The sequence below is a fragment of the Rhodoferax ferrireducens genome, from assembly GCF_003347515.1.
Taxonomy (GTDB): Bacteria; Pseudomonadota; Gammaproteobacteria; order Burkholderiales; family Burkholderiaceae_C; genus Rhodoferax.
The window spans coordinates 49,465-75,671 of sequence record NZ_QEII01000256.1 but is presented as its reverse complement, the minus strand read 5'-3'; the positions used below and the strand labels follow the sequence as shown (position 1 = coordinate 75,671).

At 61.1% G+C, this 26,207-nt stretch carries 21 protein-coding genes; 9 read left to right on the top strand and 12 right to left on the bottom strand.

Annotation, left to right across the window (positions count from 1 at the left end):
• Position 1 precedes the first annotated feature (1 nt).
• From C5P05_RS09005 to C5P05_RS08975, 7 genes are all read right to left on the bottom strand, one after another.
• Positions 2 to 598 carry a chromate transporter gene (locus C5P05_RS09005; RefSeq protein WP_269813913.1) on the bottom strand — a complete coding sequence of 199 codons (597 nt, stop codon included), beginning with the start codon at positions 596 to 598 and terminating at the stop codon, positions 2 to 4.
• Positions 595 to 1,191, bottom strand: a complete 597-nt coding sequence (locus C5P05_RS09000) for a chromate transporter (protein ID WP_114969502.1) — start codon at positions 1,189 to 1,191, stop codon at positions 595 to 597. The genes C5P05_RS09005 and C5P05_RS09000 overlap by 4 nt, the downstream gene beginning before the upstream one ends.
• On the bottom strand, positions 1,175 to 2,497 hold the full coding sequence (locus tag C5P05_RS08995; protein ID WP_114969501.1) for an HD-GYP domain-containing protein: 1,323 nt from the start codon (positions 2,495 to 2,497) through the stop codon (positions 1,175 to 1,177). Before C5P05_RS08995 ends, C5P05_RS09000 begins: the two co-directional genes overlap by 17 nt.
• 72 nt (positions 2,498 to 2,569) lie before the next feature.
• On the bottom strand, positions 2,570 to 3,400 hold the full coding sequence (locus C5P05_RS08990) for an esterase/lipase family protein (RefSeq protein ID WP_232834409.1): 831 nt from the start codon (positions 3,398 to 3,400) through the stop codon (positions 2,570 to 2,572).
• A 36-nt stretch (positions 3,401 to 3,436) separates the two neighbouring features.
• A complete protein-coding gene (locus C5P05_RS08985; protein WP_114969500.1) occupies positions 3,437 to 4,333 on the bottom strand; it encodes an esterase/lipase family protein in 897 nt (298 codons plus the stop codon).
• A 69-nt stretch (positions 4,334 to 4,402) separates the two neighbouring features.
• Positions 4,403 to 5,818, bottom strand: coding sequence for an enoyl-CoA hydratase-related protein (locus C5P05_RS08980; RefSeq protein WP_114969499.1), 1,416 nt, complete (start codon positions 5,816 to 5,818; stop codon positions 4,403 to 4,405).
• Complete coding sequence (locus C5P05_RS08975; protein WP_114969498.1) at positions 5,818 to 7,023, bottom strand: acetyl-CoA C-acetyltransferase; 1,206 nt, start codon at positions 7,021 to 7,023, stop codon at positions 5,818 to 5,820. The genes C5P05_RS08980 and C5P05_RS08975 overlap by 1 nt, the downstream gene beginning before the upstream one ends.
• Before the next feature lie 125 nt (positions 7,024 to 7,148).
• On the opposite strand from C5P05_RS08975, the gene C5P05_RS08970 reads away from it, so the two are divergent.
• Both C5P05_RS08970 and C5P05_RS08965 read left to right on the top strand, forming a co-directional pair.
• A complete protein-coding gene (locus C5P05_RS08970) occupies positions 7,149 to 8,357 on the top strand; it encodes an acyl-CoA dehydrogenase family protein (protein ID WP_114969497.1) in 1,209 nt (402 codons plus the stop codon).
• A gap of 27 nt (positions 8,358 to 8,384) precedes the next feature.
• Positions 8,385 to 8,963 (top strand): MOSC domain-containing protein, encoded by a 579-nt coding sequence (locus tag C5P05_RS08965; protein ID WP_114969496.1) that lies wholly within the window; start codon positions 8,385 to 8,387, stop codon positions 8,961 to 8,963.
• A 53-nt stretch (positions 8,964 to 9,016) separates the two neighbouring features.
• On the opposite strand, the gene C5P05_RS08960 is transcribed toward C5P05_RS08965, so the two are convergent.
• Both C5P05_RS08960 and C5P05_RS08955 read right to left on the bottom strand, forming a co-directional pair.
• The gene (locus tag C5P05_RS08960) at positions 9,017 to 9,937 is read right to left on the bottom strand and encodes an acyltransferase (protein ID WP_114969495.1); all 921 of its coding nucleotides are present in this window, start codon (positions 9,935 to 9,937) and stop codon (positions 9,017 to 9,019) included.
• 30 nt (positions 9,938 to 9,967) lie between these two features.
• A complete protein-coding gene (locus tag C5P05_RS08955; protein ID WP_114969494.1) occupies positions 9,968 to 10,711 on the bottom strand; it encodes an MgtC/SapB family protein in 744 nt (247 codons plus the stop codon).
• A gap of 124 nt (positions 10,712 to 10,835) precedes the next feature.
• Between C5P05_RS08955 and C5P05_RS08950 the strand changes: the two genes are divergently transcribed.
• Positions 10,836 to 13,214, top strand: a complete 2,379-nt coding sequence (locus C5P05_RS08950) for a YgiQ family radical SAM protein (protein WP_114969493.1) — start codon at positions 10,836 to 10,838, stop codon at positions 13,212 to 13,214.
• Positions 13,215 to 13,296: 82 nt separating this feature from the next.
• Here C5P05_RS08950 and C5P05_RS08945 read toward each other — a convergent pair whose 3' ends face one another.
• Together C5P05_RS08945 and ompR are read right to left on the bottom strand one after the other, a co-directional pair.
• Positions 13,297 to 14,688 carry an ATP-binding protein gene (locus C5P05_RS08945; RefSeq protein ID WP_420130735.1) on the bottom strand — a complete coding sequence of 464 codons (1,392 nt, stop codon included), beginning with the start codon at positions 14,686 to 14,688 and terminating at the stop codon, positions 13,297 to 13,299.
• A 50-nt stretch (positions 14,689 to 14,738) separates the two neighbouring features.
• The gene (gene ompR, locus C5P05_RS08940) at positions 14,739 to 15,470 is read right to left on the bottom strand and encodes a two-component system response regulator OmpR (RefSeq protein ID WP_114969491.1); all 732 of its coding nucleotides are present in this window, start codon (positions 15,468 to 15,470) and stop codon (positions 14,739 to 14,741) included.
• Between the two features lie 166 nt (positions 15,471 to 15,636).
• Between ompR and C5P05_RS08935 the strand changes: the two genes are divergently transcribed.
• From C5P05_RS08935 to C5P05_RS08920, 4 genes are all read left to right on the top strand, one after another.
• The gene (locus C5P05_RS08935) at positions 15,637 to 15,927 is read left to right on the top strand and encodes a hypothetical protein (RefSeq protein WP_114969490.1); all 291 of its coding nucleotides are present in this window, start codon (positions 15,637 to 15,639) and stop codon (positions 15,925 to 15,927) included.
• Positions 15,928 to 16,149: 222 nt separating this feature from the next.
• Positions 16,150 to 16,785: an SIMPL domain-containing protein gene (locus C5P05_RS08930; RefSeq protein WP_232834408.1), complete on the top strand. Its 636-nt coding sequence runs from the start codon at positions 16,150 to 16,152 to the stop codon at positions 16,783 to 16,785.
• Positions 16,786 to 16,871: 86 nt separating this feature from the next.
• Positions 16,872 to 19,529: an EAL domain-containing protein gene (locus tag C5P05_RS08925; RefSeq protein WP_114969488.1), complete on the top strand. Its 2,658-nt coding sequence runs from the start codon at positions 16,872 to 16,874 to the stop codon at positions 19,527 to 19,529.
• Between the two features lie 49 nt (positions 19,530 to 19,578).
• Positions 19,579 to 22,068, top strand: a complete 2,490-nt coding sequence (locus C5P05_RS08920) for a protein kinase domain-containing protein (RefSeq protein WP_114969487.1) — start codon at positions 19,579 to 19,581, stop codon at positions 22,066 to 22,068.
• An 80-nt stretch (positions 22,069 to 22,148) separates the two neighbouring features.
• Here the strand turns inward: C5P05_RS08920 and C5P05_RS08915 are convergent, their stop codons facing one another.
• The gene (locus C5P05_RS08915) at positions 22,149 to 22,931 is read right to left on the bottom strand and encodes a 3-hydroxybutyrate dehydrogenase (RefSeq protein WP_114969486.1); all 783 of its coding nucleotides are present in this window, start codon (positions 22,929 to 22,931) and stop codon (positions 22,149 to 22,151) included.
• A 114-nt stretch (positions 22,932 to 23,045) separates the two neighbouring features.
• Here C5P05_RS08915 and C5P05_RS08910 point away from each other — a divergent pair, with 114 nt between their 5' ends.
• Complete coding sequence (locus C5P05_RS08910; RefSeq protein ID WP_114969485.1) at positions 23,046 to 23,942, top strand: alpha/beta fold hydrolase; 897 nt, start codon at positions 23,046 to 23,048, stop codon at positions 23,940 to 23,942.
• 21 nt (positions 23,943 to 23,963) lie between these two features.
• Positions 23,964 to 26,204, top strand: coding sequence for a RelA/SpoT family protein (locus tag C5P05_RS08905; RefSeq protein WP_114969484.1), 2,241 nt, complete (start codon positions 23,964 to 23,966; stop codon positions 26,202 to 26,204).
• Positions 26,205 to 26,207: the final 3 nt, after the last annotated feature.

Genomic DNA, 26,207 nt, shown 5'->3' with positions numbered 1-26,207 from the left:
CTTAAACCCAGCCCAGCCAGCCCAACAGGCCGCCCGCGCCAAGCAACCACAGCAAGTGCAGCCGGGTGCGCCAAACGAGTAATGCGCTCACGGCGGTCAAAAGCCACAAGGGCCAGTTTTTCATCGAACTGCCATGGCTGACCGCCAGAATCCAGCCCGTGGCGATGAGCAACGCAATCACGATCGGTGCCATGCCTTGCTTGAAGGCGCGTACCACCCGCAACTCCCGGTTTTGATGCCCCCAGCGCGCCGCCGCAAAGGTTAGCGTGGTGCTGGGCAAGAGGATGCCGATCATGGTAATGCCGACGCCCAGCAAGGCAAAGAGCCAGGCGTGCATACCCGCATCCATGCCGCCGCCGGCATTCATGCCCACATTCCAGCCCAGCAGCGCGACAAACAGCACGTTGGGCCCAGGCGCAGCCTGTGCCAGGGCGATGGACGAGGTGAACTGGCCCTCGCTTAACCAGTGCTGCTCATCCACCAGATAGCGATGCATGTCGGGTGCCGTGGTAATCGCACCACCCACTGCCAGCAAGGACAATGACATGAAGTGCGTCAGCAGGGCCAACCAGTCGGCGGCCGTCAAACTCAGGCTCACTTTTCTGCCTCCCGTGCGCGGACCTGGCCAAGTTGGCGGTAGCCCCAAGCGCAGGCGAGTCCGCCCACCGTCAGAAGCACCCATGCCAAAGGCAGGCGCAGCAAAGCAATTGCTACGAAAGTAATAGCGCCTAGCGCCGAGCAGACGGGGGCTCCCATTACATTTTTCTTCAAAGCGCCGATCAGTTTGAGCCCGGTGGCGGTAATCAGGCCTGCCGCCACGGCGCCCATGCCACGCAGCGCGCCCTGAACGCCGGGTGCATCCGAAATGCCGGCAAAGAGGGCTGCCAGCGCTAGCACGATCAGCATCGGAAAGGCCAGCATGCCGGCTAGCGCCACCAGCGCACCGCGCAGGCCAAAGTAGCGGTCGCCAATCATCAAGGAGAGGTTGACCACATTGGGGCCGGGCAAGATTTGCGCCACGGCCCAGTCTTCCACGAATTCCTCAAGGGTCAGCCACTGTTTTTTTTCCACCAGTTCGCGTTGCACGACGGCGAGCACGCCACCAAAGCCTTGCAGGGCCAGCTTCGTGAATGACCAGAACAGGTCGGTCAACGATTCAGGGCGGGCGCCAGGCTCAAGCTGTTTCGGCACTTACATGGTCCAGAGTTTCAAATCCGCCGATTTTGGCAATCACCGCGTCAACACAGTCCAGCCACGCCTGCAGGGCGGCGGGATAGGCTTCACCGGGTACGGCGCGCCAGCGGCTCCGCGTCTGGCGCGCCGCCGTACGCAACTGCCATCCCGCTTCTCGGGTAATGAGGGTCATCTCGTTGAGCAGGTTGTTGTCAAGCGTTTCGCTGCCCAGGTAGGCGAGTTGGTCCGGTGCCGCGCCGACCTGGGCCAGCGCGCGCTGGATTTTCTGGAGTTGGACGGCCACCAGCGTCAGTCCCTCCCGTCGGGCAGCGCTCAGATTTGGGTCCTTGGTGAGTTCCACAGACCATTGACCCAGCGCCTCGTCAATATTCAACAGCAGCTGCATCGGGTCGGAGAGATGCTCAAGCTGGGTTGTCATACTGTCCGCGGGTGACTGCAGCATGCCAATGATCTGGAGCGCCATTGTGTTCTCGTAGCGGTGGGTATTCATGCGCAACAAAACCGACAAACGCAGTTCCGGCGCGTCCCGGTCCGGCGAAAACATGGCTGCAACCACTTTGGCCAGTGACAGCAATTTTCCCAGTGGACTGATAGCGTCTCCGATCAGGTGGCGGGGATAGCCGGAGCCATCCATGTACTCATGGTGCTCACTCACGGCACGCACGACCTCCTTGGGGTACTGATGGTGTCGTTCGATCAACATGGTGGAGACTAGGGGGTGCGAATAAAGCTGGCGTTGTAGCGCGCTGTTGAGCGTATGTTCCGGCGACAGCAACAGCGGGTCGACGTGCAGCATGCCGATGTCGTGCAGCATGCCGGCTGTGCTGGCAATATTGACGTCGAAGCGCGACAACAGAGGTGTTTTTGCAAGCCAAGCCGCAGTCAATGCCGTCCGGATCAGTTGCAGGTAAATTTCCGGATGGACATCGCGTGCGATGGTCAGCTGAAACGCGATGGGCGCCGGCAGGGGCATGGTTTCAAGGGCGTCGAGCAAGAGCTTGCGCGATTTGGTGTCGGGGGCCATTCGCGCAAAGAACGGGATCTCATTCAAGATCGCTTCTGCACTGACTCTCAAGGACTTTCCCGTCACCGTATTGCTGCTGCTCACACAACTTTCAATGGGTGCCGACAATTTGTGTTGCATCAGGCGTTCGTACAAGCCCAGGTTGATCGTCGTCCCTTTGTCGACGATCTTCACGCCGTTGGCATTGAAGATGGCGCAACTGGCGATAACGGGTTGTTTTTCACCCAACTCGGCCACGGCTTGGGTGAAGTACTGTTCGTTATCGGTCGAGTCGGTCATGGTGCTTACAAAGGTAGGGCTATGCTGCTAGCTTATACGATGCGGGGGGCCGGCTGGCGAGCGCGCCACGGGCTAGCGCTTGACCGTGCCGGAAGCGTTGCGATGGCTGTCCGTCCCATAGAAAAGTCGCGCCACACCACTGGCCTCGAACGGCTTCCAGTCGTTTTCGGGCTGCGCCAGGCGATCGGCAATCAGGTACAAGGCGCCCGGGCTGCTGCCCATGCCGATGTGGCTGTTGCCGCGCAGATGAATGCTCTCGCCCTCAGGCTGACCCTCTTCGATCGAGCATTCCCACGCCACCACGCCATCGAGTTTGCTGTAGATCGAGGTCGTCGGCACCGGTGGCTTGACGCGCATGGCCAGGTGCTGGTTGAAGTCCAGGTCTTCCAGCCGGTCGCCGGACAGCCATTCGTACAGGTGGGTGCCCGTCGAGGCCAGCGGATGGCCGGTGAAGGGCGAGCCCAGCGTAATAACCTGGCGGACCTTGTCGGGATCAAACCGGGCCAATTCACGGGCAAACACGCCGCCCAAGCTCTGGCCGATCACGCTGACTTTTCGTCCATGCTGATCGAAAATGACTTTCAGCCGTTGCCGCATCAACTCGGCGCCTTCTTCTTTGAGCCCCTTGTTGCGCCCCAGATCCCAGGGGTAGGTGGCATAACCCAGGTCGTCCAAAAACTTGCGTAACAGGACGGTTGACGTGTCCGAGGCGCCAAGACCGGGAATCACCAGCACCGGGTGCCCATCGCCTTGCGGCGCCAACAGTTGCAGCGGCTTGAAACTGGCTACACCGGCCCAGAACTCCCAGAAGGCACGCTGTTCCAGGGCCAGCAGCCAAATCGAGGGTGCGTCGATGTCGGGAAACTGGGTCATCGACGCTTTCAGCTTCTTCATGCGTGACATGGGTAACTCCTGTGAGGTCTTGGCGGGATCTGTGGCTTAGCGAAGCGCCGGGTCTTCCAGCTGCTGCAACACCCAGGCAATGACAGCGCCATTGAGGCAGAGATCGAGGTGGCCAAGGCCGTCAAACACGGTGACCGGCACACCTTCGAGCACCTGTTCGCGCTGGGGATAAACGATGTTGTCCTGCGGCGTGATGCCTATGCGCATCAGGCTGCGGGTCGGTTCTGTCTCGCTGGCCGCCAGATCCTGTAGCCAGGGGCTGCGCAAGAACATTTGCCTGGCGTTGTCGGTCCGACTGCGGGCGGCCATGCGCGTGCCGGCGTGCGGTGTGCCAAGGGTGATGACGCGGGCCACCCGGCTCGTGCCGTAGGTGCGCATCCAGGCCCGGATGACCAGCCCGCCCATGCTGTGGCCGAGGAGGACGACCTTGTCTGAACCTGTCTGGCGACACAGTTCCGCCACGCCTTGTTCGATGAGGGGTACATAGCGGTCGATGGAGGTGAACAGGGGCTCCAGGTCAAGCGCCAACACCGGGTGCCCGGCGCCACGCAGCCGCGGGGCCATGACATCCCACACCCGGTGATTGCACAGGTAGCCATGCACCAGAAGCACGGGTATGCGGCGGGGCGGGGCAGCCGTGGCGGGCATCACGCCAGGCGGGGCTACGGCCCACGGCTGCTGGAGCAGGAAAACCCGGATGACCGCCACAAAATCACTGAATAGCGAACGCCACCACAAAGCGTTGGCGCCAGGCGCGCGTGACAGGATGGCGGTCGTGCTGGCCACCAGCAGCACCATCACCAGGGGGAAGCCCAAGGCCGTGACAGCGGCAATCCATGGTGAGGTGTCCGTCCGTCTGGCAATCAGCCAGCCCAGCAGGGCACCGGCCAGGACTTGGCCCAGTAGCAGGCGGCGTAGCAGGCGAGACAACATAAGGGGCAGGCTTTCTTGTGCTACCCGTTATTACACAGGAAGATGAGTGGTGTCTGAGGGTCCTGCATGTCAATAGACGGGCTGGCAGCGCTGGAGGGTGGCCTTGACCTCGTCAGTCAGTGCAAAGCCGGCTCCGAAGCGGGCTGCCAGTTCGTTGGCCCGCGTGGCAAATGCGTCAATGCCCATGCCGTAGATGAACTGCAGGGCGCCGCCGGTCCAGGCGGGAAAGCCGATGTCGAAGATGGAGCCGATGTTGGCTTCCGCCACGCGGGTCAGCGCGTTTTCATTCAGGCAACGCGCGGTCTCGATGGCTTGGCGGTAGAGCAGGCGGTCTTTCAGCTCGGTGATGTCCCAGGGGGTCTCGAGTTCTTCAAGCTGTGGATGTGCAGGCAGCGCCGCTTTGTCCAGCCTGGCCAGTGGACCCATTGGCATGCCGCACTGGAGGCCCGCATTTTCAATGGCCGCAGCCGGGATGCCTTCACTCCACATGGCCACACCTTCGCTTGCGTAGGCGGCGAAGACGCGGCTGGTAAAAACGTCGTTGGCGGCCTGCCGGTTCAACGCCGGGTCGCTCTTGACGGCATTCAGGTCGAAGAAGAAGGTGTTGATCATTGCGCGCGCATTGCCGCCGGTCATGAGCTTGGCGAGGTAGCGGCTCTCGATGCGCAGGGCGGTCGGCACGTCCACCTGCAGGCCTTCGACCATGCAGGCCAGGATGGCCTCGGGGGCTGGGTACAGGCCGCGCGTTTTTTGCCTGAGCATGGCCGGTGCCAACACCAGCAGGTTGGCGACCTTGGAGTTGGCGGGCGTGCCGCCCGGCACCTTGTAGTCCTTGTCTTCCCACGGGTGCTGTGCGCCGGGGTTGGCGGCAATCCAGGCCAGGGCTTGAGTGCGCATCTCGGTGGCGGCGTCGTCGGACGGGGCGATCAGCGCGTGCACCAGCCCCAAGCCTTTCGCCTCTTGCGGCGAGAAGGTCTTGCCTTCAATCAGGTAGGGCTGTGCACCCAACAGGCCGAGGTGGCGCGTCATCTTGGTGACGCCGCTGGCGCCGGGCAGCAAGCCGAGCGTGACTTCGGGCAGACCGAATTTAGTTTTCGGCTCGTCAATGGCAATGCGGTAGTGGCCGAGCAGCGCCACCTCCCAGCCGCCGCCCAGAGCCGTGCCGTTGAGGCAGCTCACCACCGGTTTGCCCAGGGTCTCGAGCGTGCGGAAGTTCTTCTTGACCCGTTCAATTTCTGCAAACACGGCAGGGGCGTCCGAGGGTCGGAGGCGCATCACCGCCTTGAGGTCAGCCCCGGCAAAAAAAGTGGATTTGGCGGAGGCCAGGATGATGCCCTGGATGGCGTCCTGGTCCTTGACGACCTGCGCCGCCAGTGCCGACAGGTCTTCCTGCCATTGCAGGCACATGGTGTTGACGGGTGAATCGGGCTGGTCAAAGGTGACCGTGGCAATGCCGTCCTGCAGTTCGTATCGGATGGTTTTCATTAGATTCTCTCCACAATGGTGGCAATGCCCATGCCGCCGCCTACGCACAAGGTGGCCATGCCGTAGCGGAGTTTTCGGCGGTGCAACTCGTCGATCAGGGTGCCCAGAATCATGGCACCGGTGGCGCCCAGCGGATGGCCCATGGCGATGGCACCACCGTTGACGTTGACCTTGTCATGCGGTACTCGCATCTCTTTCATGAAACGCATCACCACGGCGGCAAAAGCCTCGTTCACTTCAAACAAGTCAATCTGGTCGATGGTGAGACCGGCCTTGACCAGCGCCTTGCGCGCGGCCGGCATGGGGCCGGTCAGCATGATGGTGGGGTCGGCGCCACTCAATGCCGCCGCCACAATGCGGGCGCGGGGCGTGAAGCCGTGGGTCTTGCCGGCGGCTTCGGAGCCAATCAGCACTGCGGCAGCGCCATCGACAATACCGGACGAATTGCCGGCGTGATGCACATGCTGGATGCGCGCCACCTGCGGGTAGCGGGTGATGGCGAGCTGATCAAAACCCATGGCGCCCATCTGTTCAAACGCCGGCTTCAGCGCGCCCAAGCCTTCCAGCGTGGTGTTTGGCTTGATGAACTCGTCCTGCGCCAGAATGATTTGCCCCAGCATGTCCTTCACCGGAACCAGCGAGCGCTCGAAGTAGCCGCTTTCACGGGCGTGGGCCGCGCGCTGTTGCGACACCAGCGCAAACGCATCCACATCCTGGCGCGAAAAGCCCTCCAATGTGGCAATCAAATCGGCGCCAATGCCTTGGGGCACAAAGCCGGTGGCGAAGCTGGTTTCCGGGTCCATGGCCCAGGCGCCGCCGTCCGAGCCAATCGGCACGCGGCTCATGCTCTCTACGCCGCCCGCCACCACCAGGTCTTCCCAGCCGGAGCGTACTTTTTGGGCTGCCATGTTGACCGCTTCCAGGCCGGACGCACAAAAACGGTTGATCTGTACCCCGGAGCAGGTGAAGTCCCAACCGGCCTTGAGCGCCGCCATCTTGGCAATGACGGAACCCTGCTCGCCCACCGGCGACACCACGCCCATGACCACATCGTCCACCTGGGCGGTGTCGAAGTCGTTGCGGCGCTGCAGCTCGGTCAGCACCCCGGCCAGCAGATTGACCGGTTTGACTTCAAACAAGCTGCCGTCTTTTTTGCCTTTGCCGCGCGGGGTGCGGATGGCGTCATACACAAATGCTTCGGTCATGGCATCTCCAGTTGAGCGTGGGCTTCAGTAAATTCTTGACAGCAAAATGCCGCAAAGCAGTATATTCTTTACGCAAAGCAAATGATTTGTATAAATAGTCTATTGACTGTCAACCCGGTGACACCATGATCCAGAGAACTCTTTTTTCCCCAGAGCACGAAGCTTTTCGTGACAGCTTTCGCCGCTTCATGGAGAAGGAAATTGCCCCTTTCCATGCCGACTGGGAGGAGCAGGGCTACGTGGATCGCGCTGTCTGGCACAAGGCCGGCGACAACGGCTTTTTGTGCATGACCATGCCCGAGGAATATGGCGGCGCCGGGGCCGACAAGCTGTTTTCGGTGGTGCAGATGGAGGAACTGGCGCGCGCGGGCTTTAGCGGCATCGGCTACGGCCTGCACAGCGAGATCGTGGCGCCCTACATCCTGCACTACGGCACCCAAGAACAGAAGAAAAAGTACCTGCCCTTGCTCGCCAGCGGCGCGATGATTGGCGCCATTGCCATGAGCGAACCGGCTGCGGGCTCGGACTTGCAGGGCATCAAGGCCACGGCCATCTGGCAACCCAGCCTCTCCGGGCAGGTAAGCCCCTCCGGCAGCCAGAGCCAGACCGATGGCTGTTTCCTGCTCAACGGCAGCAAAACCTTCATCACCAACGGCTGGCACGCCGATCTGGTGATTGTGGTGGCCAAAACCAATCCGGCCGCCGGCGCCAAGGGCACCAGCTTGTTGCTGGTGGAGCGCGGCATGCCTGGCTTCTCGGTGGGCAAACGGTTGAAAAAACTGGGTTTGAAAGCGCAGGACACGTCCGAGCTCTTTTTTGACAATGTGCGCGTGCCGGCGGCCAATCTGCTGGGCGGGCCGGCGCAGGAAAATCGGGGCTTCATCTGCCTGATGGAGCAACTGCCGTGGGAGCGCCTGCAAATCGCCATTGGCGCCGTCGCTGCGTCGCAGGCCGCTATCGACTGGACGGTGGACTATGTGAAAGAGCGCAAGGTTTTTGGCCAGCCCGTCGCCACATTCCAGAATACGCGCTTTACCCTGGCCGAACTGCAAACCGAGGTGCAGGTGGCGCGCGTGTTTGTTGATAAATGCATCGAACTGCTGCTGGCCAACACGCTGGACACGGCCACCGCCAGCATGGCGAAGTACTGGTGCAGCGATTTGCAGTGCAAGGTCATGGACGAATGCGTGCAGCTGTTTGGCGGCTATGGCTACATGTGGGAATACCCCATCACCCGCGCCTACGCCGACGCCCGCGTGCAGCGCATCTACGGCGGCACCAACGAGATCATGAAAGAGGTGATTACGCGGTCGATGGGCCTGGGTGGAAAATAGTGCATCCGTCCCAAAGATTCAGCCTCCATGCCCACACTCCTCAGCCTCCAGACCGCCCCGGCGCGCCGCGTTCAAATCAATGACCGGTCCATCCTGACGGCGATTCACAAACTGCCGGTTGTAGGCGCGGTTCAAGTCATGCCCCTGGGCTTGGACGGCGACGAACAGGCCGATTTGTCGGTCCATGGCGGGCTGGACAAAGCCGTCTACGCCTACCCCAGCGAGCACTACCCGTTCTGGCGCGAGGCCCGGACCCAAGCCGGGCTGACTGGCATCGACGAGGCCTTGCCGTTTGGCTCGGTTGGCGAAAACCTGACACTGCAAGGTCTGCTGGAGACCGACGTCTGGGTGGGCGATGTGCTCAGGTTCGCTAACTGCGAACTGCGGGTGACGCAACCGCGCGAGCCTTGCTACAAGTTCAACGCGGCCATGGGTTTCAACGCTGCGGTCAAGACCATGGCGCAAAGCGGGTTCTGTGGTTTTTACCTGGCGGTAGATCAGACCGGACCCGTCGGCGCCGGGGAGTCGTTTGAACTGGTGCCCGGCCCGCGCCGCCTGAGCATCATCGAATCATTCAAGGCCAAGATGTTCAAGCACATGCGCTAGCTGAGGTTCTGAGTGATGCTTTGAATAGCTATGTAATTGATAGCTTCTTGCGCTTATGCAACGGGGGCTAGAGGCTTATTCGGCTTAAAAGTGAGGGCCTCGATCTGGGCATCCTTTTCCAGCCACAGCTGCTGTACCCATTTCTGGTACGCCTCGCGCACGGCTGGGTCGCCCGCGTAATCGCCTTGCACCAAGTCTTGGGGAAGGGGCAGGGGGCGCACCCGGACGATGACGTGTTTGAGTTCGCCCTTGAGGAATTGCCAGAAATCGACCGGGCCGTCCGGGTAAACAATCGTCACATCGAGAATGGCCTGGAACTTGTCGCCCATGGCGTTGAGCGCCAGCGCCATGCCACCGGCCTTGGGTTTGAGCAGGTGTTTGTAAGGGGACTTTTGCCGCAGCTGTTTGGCCGGCGTCAAGCGCGTGCCTTCCAGGAAATTCATCACGCTGGTGGGAATCAGCGCAAATTTCTCGCAGGCCTGGCGCGTGGTTTCCTGGTCTTTGCCGCGCATCTCGGGGTGTTTTTTCAGAAACTCTTCGCTGTGGCGGCGCATGAAGGGAAAATCCAGCGCCCACCAGGCCAGGCCCATTACCGGCACCCAGATCAGTTGCTGCTTGAGAAAAAATTTGAGCAGCGGAATGCGCCGGTTGAACAGGTGCTGCAGCACCAGAATATCCACCCAGGACTGGTGGTTGCAGTTCACCAGGTACCAGCTGTGGTAGTTCAGGCCGTCAATGCCCTGTACGTCCCAGGTGGTGCGCTGGGTCAGCCGCATCCAGCCGCTGTTGCCCGAAATCCAGTTTTCCGCGATGCGTACCAGGATCGGGTCGATCACCAAGCGCACCGGTTTGAACGGGATGATCAGTTTCAGGAGGGCAAAAAACAGCAATAAAGGCACCCACAACAGCACGTTGAGCACCATCAGCACGCTGGCGATCAGGCCCACCAGAAGCGCGGGCAAAAAATTAAGCATTTGGATTCATTCCTGCATTCCCAGAGTTCGTCAGTTGCGCGCGTAGGCCAGGTGGAAGCTGTCGACGCCGTTGAATTGGGCCATGCCCTGGGCCAGTTCCGATAGCGGCCCCATTTTTTGCCGGCTGCGCGCGACCGCTACAAAATTCCATTCCTGCGCTTCATCCTTGAGCATGATGCTGATGGTGCCCCCCGCGATGTCATAGCCGCGCGCATTCGCCATGTCCCGCAAGGCTTTTTCGATGGGAATGAAGTTCTTGTCGAATTTCAGGTTGATGGCCACGGCCTGGCGGGAAGGTAGCCATTCTTCGAGTTTTGAAATCCAGACCATGCAAACGGCGCTCAGCAGGGCCAGCATCATGGCTGCGGCATAGAAGCCCACTCCCACCAGAATGCCGATGACAGCCGAGGCCCAGAGTGAGGCGGCGGTGGTCAAACCGCTGATGTTGAAGCCCTCGCGCATGATGACGCCGGCGCACAGAAAGCCGATGCCGGTCACGATGCCTTGGATCACGCGCGTGGGGTCGTCCCCGGTGGTCAAATGGCTTTGACCACCGTACCACGATGAGGAATAGCCACCGATGACAGTCAACGCGGCGCTGGCCATGCAGACCAGGCCATAGGTGCGCATGCCGGCGGCGCGCCCGTGGTAAGAACGTTCGTAGCCGACGAGCAAGCCCAGCAGCAAGGCCCCGAACAGGTTCAGGAAAACAATGATGTTGGTGGCCATGATGGGGCCTGACCAATAGGCTTGCAGTGATTCAAGGGAAAGCATGGGCTGACGATAGCGCATTTTTGACCCTGTAAGGTCTCTCGGCCGGGCTGCGTCGAGTACCCACGCCAGTGCGTTGCCAAGCGTAAAACCTTACACTCGCCGGTTGCCCCCACTTGTGTCTCCTATGAACGCCCCCGTTGACGTCTCCTTTTTCGTGCGCGCTGCCAAGCCGCTGTCCAGCTACCGCAAGTACTGGGCGGCCCGTTTTGGCACGGCCAAATTCCTGCCGATGAGTCGCGCCGAGATGGAGAAACTGGGTTGGGACAGCTGCGACATCATCCTGGTCACGGGCGACGCGTATGTGGATCACCCCAGCTTTGGCATGGCGGTGATAGGCCGCATGCTGGAGGCGCAGGGATTCCGGGTCGGCATCATCGCCCAGCCCGACTGGCAAAGCGCCGATCCTTTCAAAGTGTTGGGCAAGCCGAATCTGTTCTGGGGCGTGACGGCGGGCAACATGGATTCCATGATCAACCGCTACACCGCTGACCGCAAGATCCGCAGCGACGACGCCTACACCCCCGGTGATATCGGTGGCAAACGGCCCGACCGCGCCGCCATTGTGTACAGCCAGCGCTGCCGCGAAGCCTTCAAGGACGTGCCGATTGTGCTGGGCGGCATCGAAGGCTCGCTGCGCCGCATCGCGCATTACGACTACTGGTCTGACAAGGTGCGCCGCTCCATCGTGGTCGATGCCAAGTGCGATTTGTTGCTGTACGGCAACGCCGAGCGCGCCATCGTCGAGATCGCCCACCGCTTGGCGGCCCGCGAACCGGTGGAAAAAATCACCGATGTGCGCGGCACCGCCTTTGTGCGCCGCCCGGACGACGAGTCCGGCCAGGGCTGGTTCGAGATTGACTCCACCGGCGTGGATGAACCGGGCCGGGTAGAGACTCACATCAATCCCTACATGACGACGTCGGAGCAGGCCGCAGGGCAGGGCAGTACCTGCGCCAAGGAAGACGGCGAAAAAAATGCTATTAATAACGTAGCTACTCCTGCAGGTGGTACGGTGGCTACAGGCCAATTAGCCTTGAAAAATGAGGTAAATCCGGTCATTCAGCCCCTGACCTTTGTGCCCAACGCGGCGCTTTACGGCAAGGGCAGCGTCAAGGTTCCGCCGCGCGATCGCTCGGTGATTCGCCTGCCCAGCTACGAACAAGTCAAGTCCGACGGTGTGCTGTATGCCCACGCTAACCGCGTGCTGCACCTGGAGACCAACCCCGGCAACGCCCGCGCGCTGGTGCAGGCGCACGGCGAGGGCGTCACGGCGCGCGATGTCTGGATCACGCCGCCGCCCATTCCACTGACCACGGCGGAGATGGATCTGGTGTTCGATCTGCCCTATGCCCGCAGCCCGCACCCCAGTTATGCCGACGAGAACGGCAACCATGACGGCGCCACCAAAATCCCGGCGTGGGAGATGATCCGCTTCTCCATCAACATCATGCGCGGCTGCTTTGGCGGCTGCACCTTCTGTTCGATCACGGAGCACGAGGGCCGCATCATCCAGAGTCGCAGCGAAGAGTCGGTGATTCGCGAGATTGAGGACGTGCGCGACAAGGTCAAGGGTTTCACCGGCACCATTTCCGATTTGGGCGGCCCCACGGCCAATATGTACCGCCTGGGCTGCCGCAGCCCCGAAATCGAGGCGGCTTGCCGCAAACCCAGCTGCGTCTATCCCGGCATCTGCCAGAACCTGACCACCAATCACGACCCGCTGATCAAAATCTACCGCCGGGGCCGGGCGCTCAAGGGCATCAAAAAAATCCTGATCGGCTCTGGCGTGCGTTACGACCTGGCGGTGCAAAGCCCGGAGTACGTCAAGGAGCTGGTGACCCACCACGTCGGCGGCTACCTCAAGATCGCGCCTGAACACACTGAACAGGGCCCGCTCACCAAGATGATGAAGCCCGGTATCGGCAGCTACGAAAAGTTCAAGACCCTGTTCGAGAAATTCACCGCCGAGGCGGGGAAGAAGCAATTCTTGATTCCCTACTTCATCGCCGCGCACCCCGGCACCAGCGACGAAGACATGATGAACCTGGCGGTCTGGCTGAAGAAAAACGGCTTTCGCGCCGACCAGGTGCAAACCTTTTATCCCTCGCCCATGGCCACCGCCACGGCGATGTACCACACCAACAAAAACCCGCTGCGCAAGATCACGCGCGACAGCGAAACCGTGGACATCGTGCGCGGCGAGCGCCGGCGCCGCCTGCACAAGGCCTTTTTGCGTTACCACGACGCCAACAACTGGCCATTGTTGCGTGAGGCACTCAAGGCGATGGGTCGGTCCGATCTGATCGGCAATGGCAAACACCATTTGATTCCGACTTTCCAGCCACTGACCGACGGCAACTACAGCAGTTCGCGGCGCAAGAATTCAACGGTAAGCGCCGTCAAACCCTCGCTTCAGGGCAAGTTGTTGACTCAGCACACGGGTTTGCCGCCGCGTGAAACGGGTACGGGGTGCGCTGCGAAGTCTGGACAGAAGAAGCGTTGAAATCAACGCCTGGACCCGCGATGCAATTGCGGAAAATACTCTGAATTCGACAGCAGCGCTATTGAATTCAAGATCTCAACACCTACAGACTTTTCAATAACGTCACCGTGCTGCTCGGTGCGCGTTGCAGTTTGATGTTCGCGGCCAGCCCGCCCGACGACGTATTGCTCAGGACAAAAGTGCCACCCATGTTGGCAATGGTCTTCTCGACAATGGCCAAGCCCAATCCGGCGCCGTTGGCGGCGGTGCGGGCGGCTTCGCCACGATAGAAGGGCTTGGTCAGGTTGGCGAGTTGTTCATCCGAGACGCCGGCGCCATGGTCGCGCACCCGGATCAGCACCCACTTGTCGCGCGCCTTGGCGACGATATCTACCACGGCAATGTCACTGTCCAGCGATTTGCCATAGCGGCGGGCATTTTCCAGCAGGTTGGTGATCGCGCGGCTCAGTTCCACTTCGTCGGCGAGCACCATCAGGTTGTCGCCGAGGTCCAGATTGAAGCGCATATCGGTGCGGTTGCGCACGCTGAAAAGGCAGGCATCGATGACTTCGCGCAAAGCAAACGTGCTGAGGCTGACCGTGCCGGGGCGTCCGTAGTCCAGAAACTTGCCGATGATGGCGTCGAGTTGCGCAATGTCGGCCGCCATATTGGCACGCGCCTCGTTGTCGTCGACGCTGAGTTCTGTTTCCAGCCGCAAGCGGGCCAGCGGCGTGCGCAAGTCGTGGGAAATGCCCGCCAGCATGATGGCCCGGTCCTGCTCGATCTTTGCCAGCTTCTGGGTCATGCGGTTGAACCCGATGTTGACGGCCCGGATTTCGCTGGTCGCCACGGTTTCGTCCAGTGTGCTGGCATCGAAATCCCCGTCGCGCACCCGACTCGCCGCAAACGACAGCTGCTTGAGCGGCCGGTTGATCAGGCGGGCGATCAGAGCTGCCCCGGCTAGCGACAGCACGGCGGCGGTCAAAAGCCAGATCATCCAGGTCCTTCCGGCCGTGCCGTTGAAGCGGGAACGATCGGTGCGCATCCAATAGTTGTCGCCGTCGATCATGAATCCGACCCACAGCCCTTCCTCGTGGTTGACACTGTTCGCCACGAGCGTGCCCGGCCCGAGCCGGGCACCCAATTCCAGAGAGATGCGCTGGCCCAGCGCATCGGTGTCAAACGGCTCATAAGTGTCACCAGGCTCGCGCGGCACGATGCGCACGCCTTCCTCTTCCGTCATGGTCTTGATCAACGACACCCGGGCGATGGCGTCGGAATGAATCAGGGCGGCGCGACTCAAATTGACCAGCGACGCGATTTGCTGCGCGGTCTGGATGGCGCGGGGCTCAAACTCCAGCGCGCGCAACGATTGCAGCCAGGCCAGGATGCTGCCCGTTAGCAGCAGGGCGAGCAGGAAGAAAGTGCGCCAGAACAGGCTCAGGCCTACCCGCGCCCCCGCCTTGAGGCCCCCGGGTGTGGTGTCCAGGGGCATCGGGCTGGTGAGGTCCTGCTGCGGTGTGTCAAATGTGGATGACAAGGTGTTCAACCTGCACCATCGGGTACAAAAACGTAGCCCACACCCCAGACGGTCTGAATATAGCGTGGAGCCGCGGCATCCACTTCCACCAATTTGCGCAAGCGCGACACCTGCACATCCAGGCTGCGGTCAAATGGCTCGAACTCGCGGCCACGCGCCAGTTGCGCCAGCTTTTCGCGGGACAAGGGCTGGCTCGGATGCCGTACCAGCGCCTTCAGCATGGCGAACTCGCCGGTCGTCAGCGGCAGGTCTTCGGTGTCCTTGCGCAGCGTGCGTGCACCCAGGTCAAAGGTAAACGGCCCGAACGTCACGACATGGTTATCGGTTGACGGCGAGCCCGGTGCTTCCTGCACGGGTCGCCGACGCAGCACCGCATGGATGCGGGCCAGCAGTTCACGCGGGTTGAAGGGCTTACCCAGGTAATCGTCTGCGCCCACCTCCAGGCCGACGATGCGGTCTACATCCTCGCCTTTGGCTGTCAACATGATAATGGGGGTGCTGTCGTTCGCCGCTCGCAAGCGCCGACAAATCGACAATCCGTCCTCGCCCGGCATCATCAGGTCCAGTACGATCAGGTCAACGGCTTCACGCAACAGGATGCGCGTCAGGGACTTGCCGTCTTCGGCCTGTAGAACGTCAAAGCCTTCTTGTGTCAGGTATCTCCGCAGCAGATCGCGGATGCGGGCGTCGTCGTCGACGATCATTATTTTGTCATTGCGGCTGGGGGCTTGGCTCATGATGGCTCCTCTCGAATTTGTAACAATGGCCATTCTGCAGGCTTGGCGAGGTGAAATCCGGAAATTTCAGCGCATGTTGACACACTGTTACAAATGTTGCCCTGGCACGCAAGACCATACAAGCGCAATGTGAACGCCTGCAGGCATTTGGCGTTATCTTTGAATCATGAAGCATTTTCGTTTTTTTCTTCTACTGTCGCTTTGCGCTGTTGGCGCCTGGGCTCAAACGGCCGTTAGTCGGACGGTTCGCCCCGAACCCGCGGCGCTGGAGCAGCGGCGTGCAGAATTGCGGGCTGCCCTGAAAGCACTGCAAGAGCGGGAGGAGCAAGGCAAGGATCAGATGTTTGAGAACGTCTCAGCCATCCGGCACTTGTCGACGCAGGAGCGGGCGGACCTCCGGCAGCAGTTGCGTCAGCAGCGCCAAATGGCCACCCCGGATAACTCCGATCGTCCATGACGCTTTAGAAGCAGCGCGCTTTGTTTCCCCAGTTTGAGGGGCGCGCGCGTGGCAGCTTGCTGCGGCCCAACCTCAATGCATTGCCGGGCAAACCTTGGCAGCTCCCGCTTGCTACGATCCCTGCTTTCATTCACTTGGGAAATCAACTTGAAAAATGCTACTAAAATAATAGCTGTATACGCATTATTGACGGGGGCTAGCAGCCTGTTTGCGCAACAAAATATGTATCCTCCGGTACAAAACGTGGTGCAGCTTTCGGCGAGTGGTTCGGTGGAGGTGCAGCAGGATTTGTTGTCAATTTCCATGAACACGACCCGCGACGGCAGCGATGCCGGTGCGGTGCAAAGCCAGCTCAAGAGCGCCATCGACGCAGCGCTGGTCGAAGCCAAAAAAGTGGCGCAGCCGGGCCAGCTTGACGTGCGCACCGGTAACTTCAGCCTGTATCCGCGTTATGGCCGTGATGGCAAACCGATTGGCTGGCAGGGCTCGGCCGAACTGGTTCTGGAAGGGCGTGATTTCGCCCGTATCAGCAGTACCGCCGGCAAGATCCAGACACTGACCATTGGCAGCGTGGGTTTTGGCCTGAGCCGCGAGCAACGCACCAAAGTGGAGGGTGATGCGCAAGGCACGGCTATTGAACGTTTCAAGGCGCGTGCGACGGAGATCGCGCGAGGCTTCGGTTTTGCCGGCTATACCCTGCGGGAAGTCAACATCAGCGCCAACGATCAGGGTTTCACCCCCAGACCCCGGATGATGGCCGCGGAGGCCAAAGCGGCCTCAGTCGACGCAGCCCTGCCTGTTGAAGCAGGCAAGACTTCGGTCGTCGTGACAGTATCCGGGTCGGTGCAACTGAAATAGGGTCTTTTTCCCAGGCTAGTCTCCGGTTTGGATTTGGGCCGTTGCGGTTCATAATCCAAAAAACATCACGTCCGGGGAGGACTCAGTTGATCATTGAGCTCGTCAAGGGGATCGCCTTGTTGCTGGCACTGAGCTTCTTGCAGGGTGTCAACATCCGTTTCTGGCGTGATCACAAAGTGGCCGGGCAAGTGACTTCGGGGGTCCTTTTCGGGGGGATCTGTGTTGTTGGCATGATGACACCCGTTGTAGTGACGCCGGGTGTAATTGTCGATGCGCGCTCTGTTGTGCTCAGCATGGCGGGTTTGTTTGGCGGGCCACTGGTAGGTGGGCTCTCTGCCGTCATCGCGGGGGGCTATCGGTTTTGGCTCGGCGGCAGCGGCGTCAATATCGCAGTGGCTTTGGTGGTTTCCTGCGTATTGCTCGGACTGCTTTACCGCCACGCTGTGGACAAGGGTTGGACCCGAATTGGCGCGGTGCAACTGCTGGTGTTTGGTTTCCTTATTCACGGCATCGGGGTTTTGCTGTTCATCCTGTTCCCGGCAGGAAACGCCCAGACCGGTCTTGCCGACCTTGCCCTGCCAATGCTGCTGACGTTTTCTCCGGCCACGCTGTTTCTGGGCTTGCTGTTGCTGGATGGTGAAGGTCGTCATGAAACCGAGTTGGCTCTGCGCGCGTCCGAGTCCCGCTTTCGCAATTTGTTGCAAGACATCAATGGGGTCTCGGTACAAGGGTATGCACCGGATGGCACGACCCGCTACTGGAACAAGGCGTCGGAGCAGTTGTACGGATTCACGGCCGAGGAGGCCATTGGACGCAAGCTGCAGGACCTGATCATTCCTCCCGGGATGCGCGAAGGCGTGAACCAGGCCATGCGCCAGATGTTTGAAACCCAGGTGCCCATTCCCGCTGGGGAGCTGGTGCTGAGGCGCAAGGATGGCTCTGCAGTGCCTGTGTTTTCCAGCCACGCGTTTGTGAACCTGCCGGGGCGGGAGGCTGAAATGTTCTGCATCGATATTGATCTCTCGGAGCGACATCGGGCTGATGCCGAGTTGCGCATTGCGGCAACGGCTTTTGAGGCGCAGGAGGGGATCGTCGTGACCGATCCGCAGCAGGTCATTCTGCGGGTCAACCAGGCTTTCACGCACAGTGTGGGCTACACCGAGGCCGAGGCCGTGGGGCAGACGCTGGCCCTGATCAATTCGGGGCGGCATGATGATGCGTTTTATGCCGACATGGAGGAGCACTTGCAACGCTGTGGGCAATGGACGGGTGAAGTTTGGAGTCGGCGCAAAAACGGTGACGTGTTTCCCGAGTGGATGAACATCACGGCGGTGATGGACGAGAGCAAACAGGTGACTCACTATGTGACCACCTTGACTGACATCACGCAACGCAAGGCCGCGGAAGACCAGATCCGGCAACTCGCGTTTTTTGACCCGCTGACCAATCTGCCGAACCGTCGTTTGCTGATGGACCGTTTGCAGCGGGCCTTGGCGGTCAGTGAACGCAGCCTGCGCAGCGGTGCGGTGCTGTTCATTGACCTGGATCACTTCAAGATACTCAACGATACGCTGGGACACGAGAAAGGCGATCTGCTGCTCCAACAGGTCGCCACACGTCTGGCCGGCTGTATGCGCGAAGGTGACACCGTGGCCCGCCTCGGAGGCGATGAATTCGTGGTCATGCTGGAAGAGTTGGATATGGCGCGCGAGTTGGCGGCTGACGAGGCCAAAACCGTCGGAGAGAAGATCATGGCGCTGCTCAACCAGCCTTACCGCCTGAATGACTATGACTTTCACAGCACCCCCAGCATTGGCATTGCTTTGTACAGCGGCCAATCGGTGTCGATGGAAGACTTGCTCAAGCAAGCCGATCTGGCGATGTACCAGGCCAAGTCGGCAGGCCGCAACAGCATGCGGTTTTTTGATCCGCTCATGCAGGCCGTGGTGAATTCGCGTGCCGCGCTGCAAGCCGATTTACGCGAGGGTCTCTTGCTGGGGCAATTCGTTCTTTTCTATCAGCCCCAGGTGGACGGCCTGGGCCAGGTCACGGGCGCTGAGGCGCTGTTGCGCTGGCCTCATCCGGTGCGCGGCATGGTGTCGCCGGTTGAATTTATTCCGCTGGCGGAAGAAACAGGACAGATTCTGGCGCTGGGCAACTGGGTGCTGGAGACCGCGTGCGCCCAGTTGCTGATCTGGGCACAGCAGCCGGCATGCGCACATCTGACGCTGGCAGTCAATGTCAGCAGCCGGCAGTTTCGCGAGCCGGATTTCGCCAGTTATTTGCTGCGCCTGCTCGACGCCACCGGAGCCAATCCGAAACGGCTTAAGCTCGAACTGACGGAGAGCATGCTGGCGGACAACCTGCAAGACATCGCCGCCAAAATGACGACGCTGCGAGCCAGTGGCATCAGTTTTTCGCTGGACGATTTCGGTACCGGTTACTCCTCTTTGTCCTATCTCAAAAGACTGCCGCTTGATCAACTCAAGATCGACCAATCCTTTGTGCGCGATGTCCTGCTCGATCCGAATGATGCGGCCATCGCCAAAACGGTCGTTGCTCTGGCCCAGAGTCTGGGCTTGGCGGTGATCGCCGAAGGTGTTGAGACCGAGGCGCAAAGAGATTTTCTGGCGCAGCACGGTTGCCACAACTACCAGGGTTATCTGTTTAGCCGCCCCGTTCCGCTTGATGAATTCGAGCAGTTTCTAAGTGTGGGCACCGATCGAATGCGTCAGACGGTCTGATCGCCTTATCATCCGGTCCCGGCCCCTTATTCTTCGCGTCCATTGACCCATGTCTGTTTTTTCACCCCTCAACACCATCAAGAGACTGGCGACCGGTCTGTCTGCGCCGCAGGAACCCGCCATGTTGGGGCGTTTCGAGCTGCGACGCATTTTGGGGCGGGGTGCGCAGTCGGTCGTCTGGCTGGCATTTGACCCGCGCCTGGAGCGCGAAGTGGCGATCAAGCTGATGAAGATGGGCCACGGCTCCGACGCCGCCGCCATTGTCCAGTGGCTGCAGGAAGCCCGTAGCGTCAGCCGCCTGACGCACCCCAATATCGTTCCGGTATTTGAGGCCGACGTGCAGGATCAGCAGCCCTACCTGGTGTTTGAGTATGTGCCGGGGCAGACCTTGTCCGCCGTGCTGGCCAAACGCGGGGCCTTGCCGGCTGCGGAAGGCGTGGCCCTGATGATGGAGGTGCTGGACGCTTTGGTCGTGGCCCACGGTGCTGGCGTCGTTCATCGCGATCTGAAACCCTCCAATGTGCTGGTGGACGCTGCAGGCCGGGCACGGGTGATGGATTTCGGCATTGCCGCGCGCATGAAGGAGGCCGGTGGCGCAGGGAGGCCAGCACCGGATAGCGGTACGCCCGGCTATATGGCGCCCGAAGCTGCCCAAGGGGCGCCTGTCACGCCCTTGGTGGATGTTTTTTCAGCCGGTATGGTGCTGGCCGAACTGCTCTCGGGCAAGCCGCTCATCACCGAAGTCGATCCCGTGCGCGCCATCTACCGGGTCGTTCACGAGCAGCTTGTGCTGCCGGCCGACTTGAGTGCCGGGGTGGATGACGGGCTGCGCGCAATTTTGATGCGCTCGCTGGCCCGCGACCCCTTGCAGCGCTATCCCAGTGCGAAGGTTTTCCGTGACGAACTGGCCAAATGGTCGGGCGCTGCCGATAAAGCCAAAGCCGGAGAAACCGAGAAGTCGGCCGGTGCCACTGGCAATAGCACGCTTGATTTCTTGTTGCGCCGCATGCGCCATAAAAGTGATTTCCCCGCCATGTCGGACTCGGTGGTTCGAATTCAAGGCATGGCGACCTCCGAGACCGAAAGCATCGGCAGCGTCACCAATGAAATCCTGAAGGATGTGGCGCTGACCAACAAGCTGCTGCGCCTGGTCAACAGCGTTCATTTCGCCCGGGGTGGCAGCATCAGCACGGTGTCGCGGGCGGTGAGTCTGGTGGGGTTTAACGGTATTCGCAATATGGCGCTCAGCCTGGTGCTGCTGGAGCATATGCAGGACAAGGCCCATGCCCACGTGCTGAAAGAGGAATTTTTGCGCTCCCTGATGGCTGCCTCCATCGCGGGCGAATTGTGCCCTGCGGCGCGGGAAAGTGAGGACGCTTTCATTGGCGCCATGTTTCACAGTTTGGGCCGCCTGCTGGCCGAGTTCTATTTTCCCGAAGAAGCGCGCACGGTGCGCAGCCTCACCACTTCCACCCGCCAGCCGGTCAGCGAGGCAACGGCCTCTGCCAGTGTGCTGGGCCTGAGTTTTGAGGCCTTGGGCGTGGGCGTGGCCAAAGCCTGGGGCTTGCCCGAAGGCATACAGCGCTGCATGCACAAGCCGGTTGGGGAGCCGCCCGTACGCGTGCCCGCGGAGGCCGGTGAACGCCTGCGCTGGATGGCCCTGGCGGCCAACGACCTGGCGGACATCCTGCTGCACGCGGACCCCAAAGCCATGGATGCGCAACTGGCGCAGGTGGCCAGGCACTATGCCAAGACCCTGGGCGTCAGTCCCACGGAGGTGCAGGTGGCCACCAGCGTGGCGCGCAAAAAACTCATCGACATGGCGATGGCCATGGACATCAAGGTGCTTCCCGGTTCCGCTGCCGCGAAACTGTTGAAAGCCCCCGAAGGAGACGCAGATGCGCTCCAGGAACACGATACGGAGCCTGCTGACATGCTGGCGCCGCTGGAGTTGCACGCCACCCAGGCGGTGCCTCCGCCGATGGGCAAAACAGGCGAAGTCGCCGCGCAGCAAGAGGCGCAGCGCGTGACGCAAACCCTGGTGGCGGGTATTCAGGACATCACCAATGCCATGGTCGAAGACGTCAAGCTGAGTGACCTGCTGCGCATGATTCTGGAAACCATGTTCCGGGCCATGGACTTTCAGCGCATCATCTTTTGCATGCGCGACCCGAAGACGGATGCGCTGACTGGCCGCTTCGGCCTGGGCAAGGACGTCGAGAGCCTGGTCAAAATCTTCAACGTGGCGCTCAAGGCTGGCACGCCGGATTTGTTCACGGCGGTCTGCACCAAGGGTGCAGACGCCATGATCAGTGACGCCACCGAGGCGCATATCACCGGGCGCCTGCCGGCCTGGTACCGCAAGGCCATCAATGCCCCGACCTTTTTGCTGCTGCCGGTGAGCATCAAGAGCAAACCCTTTGGCTTGATCTATGCGGACAAAGCCGAGAAGGGCGGCCTGGTGCTGGATGCGAAACAGCTGGCGCTGCTCCAGACCCTGCGCAATCAGGCGGTGATGGCGTTCAAACAGTCCATCTGATGTACCAAGACAGGGTTTAAGACTGTTTTAAGCCTCTAGCCCTCGTCCCCTAAGCGCAGGTGGCTATCGTTTTTATAGCGTTACTGCGCCGTCCAGCCGCCATCCATGTTCCACGCCACACCGCGTACATTGTTGCCGGCCGGTGAACAGAAGAACACGGCCAGCGCGCCGAGTTCTTCGGGCGTGGTGAACTGCATGGACGGTTCTTTTTCAGCCAGCAGTTGCTTGGTGGCCTCCTCCACCGTGACGCCCAGCGCCACCGCTTTGGCATCGACCTGTTTTTGCACCAAGGGGGTCAGCACCCAGCCGGGACAGATGGCGTTGCAGGTGACGCCGGACGTGGCATTTTCCAAAGCCGTCACTTTGGTCAGGCCGATCACGCCATGTTTGGCTGCCACGTAAGCCGATTTTTCGGCCGAGGCCACCAGGCCGTGGATGGAGGCGACGTTGATGATGCGGCCCCAGCCCTTGCCGTTGTCGGCGGCCTGCATCGCGGGCAGGGCGAGGCGGGTGGCATGAAAGGCGCTGCTCATGTTGATGGCGATGATGGCGTCCCAGCGTTCCACCGGGAAATTCTCGATGCGGGCCACATGCTGGATACCGGCGTTGTTCACCAGAATATCGACGCGGCCAAACTGGGCGGCGGCGTAGGTCATCATGTCTTCAATCTCGGCGGGCTTGCTCATGTCGGCCCCGTGGTAAGCCACCTTGACGCCCAGGGCTGCTACCTCGGCCTTCGGGCCTTCGACGTCGCCAAAGCCGTTGAGAACAATATTGGCACCTTGCTGCGCCAGGGCTTTGGCAATGCCAAGGCCAATGCCGCTGGTAGATCCGGTGATGAGGGCTGTTTTGCCTTTTAACATTTGTTTCTCCGTTAAGGGGTAGGGGGATACTGCGATTGAATTAGGATGTCGTGATTGTCACGGTGGATCGCTCACCTGTTGGCACAGCGACTTTATCAAACCATTGCTCTCACCATGTCTGAACCTGTTCTGAATTACATTTTTTGTCCTGATGCTTCCGGTGGGCATCGCATGGCTTACTGGGAATGGGGCAATCCGCAAAGCACCCACGTCGTGGTCTGTGTCCACGGTCTGTCGCGCCAGGGGCGGGACTTTGACGTACTGGCGCAGGCTTTGTGCGCCAAGGCGGGCAACAGCATTCGTGTGGTGTGTCCGGATGTGGCCGGTCGCGGCCAAAGCGATTGGCTGAAAGACCCCGCTTATTACCAGATTCCGGCCTACGTTGCCGACATGCTGGTCTTGCTGGCGCACCTCAAACCCGCCACGCTGGACTGGGTGGGCACCAGCATGGGCGGGCTGATTGGCATGGTGCTGTGCGGGCAGCCCGATCTGCCCCTGCCCGTGCCGATACGGCGCCTGGTGCTCAACGATGTGGGCCCCGCCATGCAGTGGCAGGCTTTGCAGCGCATTGGCGAATACCTGGGCCATTCGGTGCAGTTTTCCTCGGTGCAGCAGGCGGCCGATGCCCTGTGGGCGGTGTCGACCAGCTTCGGGCCACACACGCCGGAGCAGTGGCTGGCCTTTTCGCGCCATATGGTCAAGCCCGTGGTGGGCGAACCCGGTCTTGTGACGCTGCATTACGACCCGGCCATTGCAACGCCGTTCGGCGCCATGACGCAAGAGTCGGTGGCCCAGGCCGAGGCGCAGTTGTGGCAGGTGTATGACCACATCACCGCCACCACCTTGCTGACCCGAGGTGCCCAGTCCGATTTGCTGACGGTTGAGACGGCGCAGGCCATGGTGGCGCGCGGCCCCAAGGCGCGGCTGGTGGAGTTTGAAGGGGTGGGTCATGCGCCCACTTTCATCGCCGACAAGCAGGTGCAAACGGTGACAGACTTCCTGCTTGATTAAAAAATAATTGGTGATTCCCGGATGAAAAGACTTCAAGCCGACCCTGCTGAATCGGTGTCCCCGACCCAAGCCGTACCGCAACTGATTGCCGCCACCGCCCAGAGCCTGCCCGAACAGGACCACGCGCTGGCACGTGCCCGCGCCTTTGCCGAGCCGCTGCTGGCTTGTGAATCTCTGGATACGGGGGAGAACATTCTGGCCCATGCCGATGCGGTGGCCGCCATTCTCAAGACCATTGGGGGCTCCGAGGCCATGCAGGCGGCCAGTTATCTGGTCTACGCCTGCGATCACCTGCAAAAACCGCAAGAGGTCATCGCCAAGGCCTTTGGTGACAATTTCGCCGAGCTGGCAGTGGAAACCACCAAGCTGGTGCGGGTGCAGCGTCAAGCGCGCCAGACCCAGGTGGCCAATGCCCGGGCATCGAATGCGATCTCCATGGCGCAAACGGTCGCGGTGCAAACCGAAAACGTCCGCAAGATGCTGCTGGCGTTTTCACGCGACTTGCGCGTCGTGATGTTGCGCCTGGCCTCGCGCTTGCAAACGTTGCGCTTTTTTGCCGCCAGCAAGCTGCCGGTACCGCCTGGCCTGGTGCGCGAGGCCCAGCAGGTGTTTGCGCCGCTGGCCAACCGTCTGGGCATTTGGGAAATCAAGTGGGAGATGGAAGACCTGGCCTTTCGCTTCATGGAGCCCGACACCTACCGGCAGGTGGCGCGCTTGCTGGACGAAAAACGCGCTCAGCGCGAAGCTCAGGTGGCGCATTTAAGGGCCTGCCTGGAGGCGGATCTCAAGGCACAGGGCATCGACGCAATGGTGCAGGGCCGACCCAAACACATTTACAGCATTGTCAAAAAGATGCGCGGCAAGTCGCTGGGCTTTGACCAGGTCTATGACATTCGGGCGCTGCGCATCGTGGTGGCGAGCATTCCCGACTGCTACGCCGCCCTGAGCTGGGTGCACAGCACGTTCACGCCGGTCCCGGACGAGTTTGACGATTACATTGCGAAGCCCAAGGGCAACGGCTACCAGTCCTTGCACACGGTGGTGCGCGACGGGAATGGCCAGCCGATCGAAATCCAGATCCGCACCCAGGCCATGCATGACCATGCCGAACACGGCGTGGCGGCGCATTGGGCCTACAAAGAGGCCGGTGTCAAAGGTTATGCTGGCGTGTCGGCCAGCGGCGCTTACGACGCCAAAATCGCGGTGTTGCGCCAGCTGCTGGCCTGGGAGCGTGATCTTTCCGGTGAACAGGGGCAGGGCGATTTTGACGACCGGATCTATGTCCTGACGCCCGACGCGGCCATCGTCGAGCTGCCGCAGGGCGCCACGGCGGTGGACTTTGCCTACAGCGTGCACACCAACCTGGGCCACCGCTGCCGCGGCGCGCGCCTCGACGGCGTCATGGTGCCGCTGAACACGCCGCTGAAAAACGGGCAAACGGTGGAGGTGACCGTGGTCAAGGAAGGCGGCCCGTCGCGCGACTGGCTCAATATCGAGCTGGGTTATCTGGTCAGCCACCGGGCCAGGTCCAAAGTGCGTGCCTGGTTCAACGCGCAGGCGATGCATGAGACCGTGGCCAAGGGCCGCGAGGCGGTGGAAAAGCTGTTGCAGCGGCTGGGCAAGACCGCCGTCAAGCTGGAAGACCTGGCCTCGCAACTCGGCTTCAACTCGGCGGACGAGTTGTTTGAAGTGGTCGGCAAAGACGAGTTCTCGCTGCGCAATATCGAAATCTTGCTGCGCCCGCCCGAACCGGCGCCGTCAGAAGACGACTACCTGCTGCTCAAAAAACCGCGCAGTGCGGCCAACCCGGCCAAAGGCGGGGTGCTGGTGGTGGGCGTGGATTCACTCATGACGCAGCTGGCCAAGTGCTGCAAGCCGGCGCCGCCGGATGCCATTTGCGGCTTTGTCACGCGCGGCAAGGGGGTGAGCGTGCACCGCACCGATTGCTCCAATCTGCGCGAGATGGTGGCCAAGAATGGCGAGCGGGTGATTGAGGTGGAGTGGGGGCTACCGAAAGCCGCTACGACCGCCGTCTATCCGGTGGACGTGGCGATCGAAGCGGCTGACCGGCAAGGTCTGCTGCGCGATATTTCGGAAGTCTTCACCAAGGAAAAAATGAACGTGATCGGGGTGCAAACCCAGTCGGTGAAGGGCACGGCCTGGATGACCTTCACGGTCGAAGTCTCGAACTCAGGTCGGCTGGCCAAGGTGCTGGCAATCGTGGCCGAGCTGACCGGGGTGAGGTCGGCGCGGCGGCGGTGACGG

Excerpts from the sequence above, each read along its gene's own strand:
- C5P05_RS08995 (WP_114969501.1), bottom strand. The coding sequence starts at position 2,497 with ATGACCGACTCGACCGATAACGAACAGTACTTCACCCAAGCCGTGGCC.
- C5P05_RS08990 (WP_232834409.1), bottom strand. The coding sequence starts at position 3,400 with ATGTCACGCATGAAGAAGCTGAAAGCGTCGATGACCCAGTTTCCCGAC.
- C5P05_RS08985 (WP_114969500.1), bottom strand. The coding sequence starts at position 4,333 with ATGTTGTCTCGCCTGCTACGCCGCCTGCTACTGGGCCAAGTCCTGGCC.
- C5P05_RS08980 (WP_114969499.1), bottom strand. The coding sequence starts at position 5,818 with ATGAAAACCATCCGATACGAACTGCAGGACGGCATTGCCACGGTCACC.
- C5P05_RS08975 (WP_114969498.1), bottom strand. The coding sequence starts at position 7,023 with ATGACCGAAGCATTTGTGTATGACGCCATCCGCACCCCGCGCGGCAAA.
- C5P05_RS08970 (WP_114969497.1), top strand. The coding sequence starts at position 7,149 with ATGATCCAGAGAACTCTTTTTTCCCCAGAGCACGAAGCTTTTCGTGAC.
- C5P05_RS08965 (WP_114969496.1), top strand. The coding sequence starts at position 8,385 with ATGCCCACACTCCTCAGCCTCCAGACCGCCCCGGCGCGCCGCGTTCAA.
- C5P05_RS08960 (WP_114969495.1), bottom strand. The coding sequence starts at position 9,937 with ATGCTTAATTTTTTGCCCGCGCTTCTGGTGGGCCTGATCGCCAGCGTG.
- C5P05_RS08955 (WP_114969494.1), bottom strand. The coding sequence starts at position 10,711 with ATGCTTTCCCTTGAATCACTGCAAGCCTATTGGTCAGGCCCCATCATG.
- C5P05_RS08950 (WP_114969493.1), top strand. The coding sequence starts at position 10,836 with ATGAACGCCCCCGTTGACGTCTCCTTTTTCGTGCGCGCTGCCAAGCCG.
- C5P05_RS08945 (WP_420130735.1), bottom strand. The coding sequence starts at position 14,688 with ATGCCCCTGGACACCACACCCGGGGGCCTCAAGGCGGGGGCGCGGGTA.
- ompR (WP_114969491.1), bottom strand. The coding sequence starts at position 15,470 with ATGAGCCAAGCCCCCAGCCGCAATGACAAAATAATGATCGTCGACGAC.
- C5P05_RS08935 (WP_114969490.1), top strand. The coding sequence starts at position 15,637 with ATGAAGCATTTTCGTTTTTTTCTTCTACTGTCGCTTTGCGCTGTTGGC.
- C5P05_RS08930 (WP_232834408.1), top strand. The coding sequence starts at position 16,150 with ATGTATCCTCCGGTACAAAACGTGGTGCAGCTTTCGGCGAGTGGTTCG.
- C5P05_RS08920 (WP_114969487.1), top strand. The coding sequence starts at position 19,579 with ATGTCTGTTTTTTCACCCCTCAACACCATCAAGAGACTGGCGACCGGT.
- C5P05_RS08915 (WP_114969486.1), bottom strand. The coding sequence starts at position 22,931 with ATGTTAAAAGGCAAAACAGCCCTCATCACCGGATCTACCAGCGGCATT.
- C5P05_RS08910 (WP_114969485.1), top strand. The coding sequence starts at position 23,046 with ATGTCTGAACCTGTTCTGAATTACATTTTTTGTCCTGATGCTTCCGGT.
- C5P05_RS08905 (WP_114969484.1), top strand. The coding sequence starts at position 23,964 with ATGAAAAGACTTCAAGCCGACCCTGCTGAATCGGTGTCCCCGACCCAA.